We start from the raw sequence: 5,463 nt of genomic DNA, 5'->3' as shown, positions 1-5,463 counted from the left end.
TTCACGTAAGTGTCCGGCGGTGTCCTACTCTCCCACCCCCGCTAGAGGGCAGTACCATCGGCGCTGGAGGGCTTAGCTTCCGGGTTCGGAATGGGACCGGGCGTTTCCCCACCGCTATGACCGCCGGCACATCTATGGAGTTGTCACCCAACTCGACTGGGCACCCGCACCACCCCGGCGCTTCGCCACGGAGTGTGGTGTCGCGGGGTGGGGGTGTGTCTGTTCGTTGAAACAGAACCGTATAGTGGACGCAATTGTGCTTCTTCAGCAGGTGACCCCATCGATGATGGGGTGTGTGTGGTCAAGTCCTCGGCCTATTAGTACCGGTCAGCTTCACCCATTACTGGGCTTCCACGTCCGGCCTATCAACCCAGTCGTCTAGCTGGGGGCCTTACCACGTCAACCGTGTGGGAGACCTCATCTTGAAGCAGGCTTCCCGCTTAGATGCTTTCAGCGGTTATCCCTTCCGAACGTAGCCAACCAGCGATGCTCCTGGCGGAACAACTGGCACACCAGAGGTTCGTCCGTCCCGGTCCTCTCGTACTAGGGACAGCCCTTCTCAAGTCTCCTGCGCCCGCAGCGGATAGGGACCGAACTGTCTCACGACGTTCTAAACCCAGCTCGCGTACCGCTTTAATGGGCGAACAGCCCAACCCTTGGGACCTGCTACGGCCCCAGGATGCGACGAGCCGACATCGAGGTGCCAAACCATGCCGTCGATATGGACTCTTGGGCAGGATCAGCCTGTTATCCCCGGGGTACCTTTTATCCGTTGAGCGACAGCGCTTCCACAAGCCACTGCCGGATCACTAGTCCCTGCTTTCGCACCTGCTCGACCTGTCGGTCTCACAGTCAAGCTCCCTTGTGCACTTGCACTCGACACCTGATTGCCAACCAGGCTGAGGGAACCTTTGGGCGCCTCCGTTACCTTTTAGGAGGCAACCGCCCCAGTTAAACTACCCACCAGGCACTGTCCCTGATCCGGATCACGGACCGAGGTTAGATATCCAGTACGACCAGAGTGGTATTTCAACGTTGACTCCACCGACACTGGCGTGCCGGCTTCACAGTCTCCCACCTATCCTACACAAGCCGAACCGAACACCAATACCAAGCTATAGTAAAGGTCCCGGGGTCTTTCCGTCCTGCTGCGGGTAACGAGCATCTTTACTCGTAGTGCAATTTCGCCGAGTCCGTGGTTGAGACAGTGGGAAAGTCGTTACGCCATTCGTGCAGGTCGGAACTTACCCGACAAGGAATTTCGCTACCTTAGGATGGTTATAGTTACCACCGCCGTTTACTGGCGCTTAAGTTCTGAGCTTCGCCCCGAAGAGCTAACTCGTCCCCTTAACGTTCCAGCACCGGGCAGGCGTCAGTCCGTATACATCGTCTTGCGACTTCGCACGGACCTGTGTTTTTAATAAACAGTCGCTTTCCCCTGGTCTCTGCGGCCATCAACGCTCCCGGAGCAAGTCCGATCACGTATCCGGCCCCCCTTCTCCCGAAGTTACGGGGGCATTTTGCCGAGTTCCTTAACCACGGTTCACTCGATCGCCTTGGTATTCTCTACCTGACCACCTGTGTCGGTTTGGGGTACGGGCGGCTATGGAACTCGCTAGAGGCTTTTCTCGACAGCATAGGATCACCCACTTCGCCGCAATCGGCTCGGCATCCAGCCTCGGGCGCTACTGTGGCGGATTTACCTACCACGGCCCTGCACTGTTACCCCGGGACTACCATCGCCCGGGATGGGCTACCTTCCTGCGTCACCCCATCGCTTGCCTACTACCGGTTCGGATCCCACGCTCCCCCACCAAGACTCCCGAAGGAATCAAGACGGGTTCGGATGGTTAGCATCACCGGGCTCAGCATGGTCGCGCCACAACCGGTACGGGAATATCAACCCGTTGTCCATCGACTACGCCTGTCGGCCTCGCCTTAGGTCCCGACTTACCCAGGGCGGATTAGCCTGGCCCTGGAACCCTTGGTCATTCGGCGGACGGGTTTCTCACCCGTCTTTCGCTACTCATGCCTGCATTCTCACTCGTGTAGCGTCCACGACTGGGTCACCCCGCCGCTTCAACCGCCACACGACGCTCCCCTACCCAACCACACACCTGAACGCACAAGGCGCTGGGCTATAGTGTGATTGTCACAGCTTCGGCGGTGTGCTTGAGCCCCGCTACATTGTCGGCGCAGAATCACTTGACCAGTGAGCTATTACGCACTCTTTCAAGGGTGGCTGCTTCTAAGCCAACCTCCTGGTTGTCTTCGCAACTCCACATCCTTTTCCACTTAGCACACGCTTAGGGGCCTTAGCTGGTGATCTGGGCTGTTTCCCTCTCGACTACGAACCTTATCGCCCGCAGTCTCACTGCCGCGCTCTCACTTACCGGCATTCGGAGTTTGGCTGACGTCAGTAACCTTGTAGGGCCCATCAGCCATCCAGTGCTCTACCTCCGGCAAGAAACACGCGACGCTGCACCTAAATGCATTTCGGGGAGAACCAGCTATCACGGAGTTTGATTGGCCTTTCACCCCTACCCACAGGTCATCCGCCCACTTTTCAACGTAGGTCGGTTCGGGCCTCCACGAAGTCTTACCTCCGCTTCACCCTGCCCATGGGTAGATCACTCCGCTTCGGGTCTAGAGCATGCGACTGAAACGCCCTATTCGGACTCGCTTTCGCTACGGCTCCCCCACACGGGTTAACCTCGCCACATACCACTAACTCGCAGGCTCATTCTTCAAAAGGCACGCCATCACAACCCCCGAAAGGACCGCTCTGACGGCTTGTAGGCACATGGTTTCAGGTACTATTTCACTCCCCTCCCGGGGTACTTTTCACCATTCCCTCACGGTACTTGTCCGCTATCGGTCACCAGGGAGTATTTAGGCTTAACGGGTGGTCCCGCCAGATTCACACGGGATTTCTCGGGCCCCGTGCTACTCGGGTATCACGTCACTGGAGTCACTAGCTTACGTCTACGGGGGTAACACCCTCTACGCCGGACCTCTCAAGTCCTTCGACTTCACCAGCGATTGATCACTCCAGACCAGAAACGGCAGTCTCCGGTCAACACGACCCCACAACCCCGCACACGCAACGCCTGCCGGCTATCACACGCGCACGGTTTAGCCTCTTCCGCTTTCGCTCGCCACTACTCACGGAATCACTGTTGTTTTCTCTTCCTGTGGGTACTGAGATGTTTCACTTCCCCACGTTCCCTCCGATCACCCTATGTGTTCAGGTGACGGTGACGGCACATGACTGCCGCCGGGTTTCCCCATTCGGACACCCCCGGGTCATAGCTCGGTTGCCAGCTCGCCAGGGATTATCGCAGGCTCCCACGTCCTTCATCGGCTCCTGGTGCCAAGGCATCCACCATGTGCCCTTACTAACTTGACCACAAAGATGAAGATGCTCGCGTCCACTATACAGTTCTCAAACAACGACCAGACAAAACCCTCAAACCCCCACCAGCACCACCACAAAGATGACCGGTATGGAGAAGAGCCAGCCCAGAAAGAAACCCGACACCACAACACCCCGACAGAATCCCGAAAGACCCGATCAGGGTGCGCGCGGCCCGATTTCTCAGGACCCAACAGTGTGCACTGATTCCCACCCACCAACCCCACCCCATCAAAGAGGCAGAACAACAGTGAGCATCGCTTGGTTGACGTTCCACCCATGAGCAAAACCACCCACCGAACACTCGCCGGCAGCGTGGTCAACCCCGCACCATGCCTTCAGGGCACAACACGAGTGCTGAATGCTCCTTAGAAAGGAGGTGATCCAGCCGCACCTTCCGGTACGGCTACCTTGTTACGACTTCGTCCTAATCGCCAGTCCCACCTTCGACCACTCCCTCCCACAAGGGGTTAGGCCATGGGCTTCGGGTGTTACCGACTTTCATGACGTGACGGGCGGTGTGTACAAGGCCCGGGAACGTATTCACCGCAGCGTTGCTGATCTGCGATTACTAGCGACTCCAACTTCACGGGGTCGAGTTGCAGACCCCGATCCGAACTGAGACCGGCTTTTTGGGATTCGCTCCACCTTACGGTATCGCAGCCCTTTGTACCGGCCATTGTAGCATGCGTGAAGCCCTGGACATAAGGGGCATGATGACTTGACGTCATCCCCACCTTCCTCCGAGTTGACCCCGGCAGTCTCCCATGAGTCCCCGGCATAACCCGCTGGCAACATGGGACGAGGGTTGCGCTCGTTGCGGGACTTAACCCAACATCTCACGACACGAGCTGACGACAGCCATGCACCACCTGTACACGACCCTAAAAGGACCCGACATCTCTGCCGGATTTCCGTGTATGTCAAACCCAGGTAAGGTTCTTCGCGTTGCATCGAATTAATCCGCATGCTCCGCCGCTTGTGCGGGCCCCCGTCAATTCCTTTGAGTTTTAGCCTTGCGGCCGTACTCCCCAGGCGGGGCGCTTAATGCGTTAGCTACGGCACGGACCCCGTGGAAGGGAACCCACACCTAGCGCCCAACGTTTACGGCGTGGACTACCAGGGTATCTAATCCTGTTCGCTCCCCACGCTTTCGCTCCTCAGCGTCAGTACCGGCCCAGAGACCCGCCTTCGCCACCGGTGTTCCTCCTGATATCTGCGCATTCCACCGCTACACCAGGAATTCCAGTCTCCCCTGCCGGACTCTAGCCTGCCCGTATCCACTGCAGACCCGGGGTTAAGCCCCGGGCTTTCACAGCAGACGCAACAGACCGCCTACGAGCCCTTTACGCCCAATAATTCCGGACAACGCTCGCACCCTACGTATTACCGCGGCTGCTGGCACGTAGTTAGCCGGTGCTTCTTCTGCGCCTACCGTCACCCGAAGGCTTCGTCAGCGCTGAAAGAGGTTTACAACCCGAAGGCCGTCATCCCTCACGCGGCGTTGCTGCGTCAGGCTTTCGCCCATTGCGCAATATTCCCCACTGCTGCCTCCCGTAGGAGTCTGGGCCGTGTCTCAGTCCCAGTGTGGCCGGTCGCCCTCTCAGGCCGGCTACCCGTCATCGCCTTGGTAGGCCACTACCCCACCAACAAGCTGATAGGCCGCGAGTCCATCTCCAGCCGAAAAACTTTCCACGCACACACCATGCGGTGGCACGTCATATCCGGTATTAGACCCAGTTTCCCAGGCTTATCCCAGAGCTGAAGGCAGGTTACCCACGTGTTACTCACCCGTTCGCCGCTCGAGTACCCCGAAGGGCCTTTCCGCTCGACTTGCATGTGTTAAGCACGCCGCCAGCGTTCGTCCTGAGCCAGGATCAAACTCTCCATCAATGAATATTTAACACCCACCCACCACAAAGGCAGGCAAGGCATCAACCATCATCAGAAGAAACTCAACCCCGGCAACACAACAACCCCCGGTAAGAGGCCATTGCGCTACCAAAGGAATCCACAAACCAACCCCCACCCAAAGGTGAGAATCAGCC

Annotated in this window: 3 rRNA genes; all 3 read right to left on the bottom strand. The window is 58.0% G+C overall.

From position 1 onward, the window contains the following. Window positions 1-11 precede the first annotated feature (11 nt). Window positions 12-128 (bottom strand): 5S ribosomal RNA (gene rrf, locus DZA62_RS35135). A 169-nt stretch (window positions 129-297) separates the two neighbouring features. After that, window positions 298-3,409: ribosomal RNA gene (locus tag DZA62_RS35130) — 23S ribosomal RNA — on the bottom strand. Between the two features lie 378 nt (window positions 3,410-3,787). Further along, window positions 3,788-5,308, bottom strand: a 16S ribosomal RNA gene (locus DZA62_RS35125). Together the 16S, 23S and 5S rRNA genes form the textbook arrangement of a ribosomal RNA operon. Between the last annotated feature and the right edge of the window lie 155 nt (window positions 5,309-5,463).

Origin of the sequence: Jiangella endophytica (genome assembly GCF_003427025.1) — a bacterium.
GTDB classification, from domain to species: Bacteria; Actinomycetota; Actinomycetes; order Jiangellales; family Jiangellaceae; genus Jiangella; species Jiangella endophytica.
The sequence above is the reverse complement of the archived record's forward strand: the minus strand, read 5'-3'. Positions and strand labels throughout refer to the sequence as shown.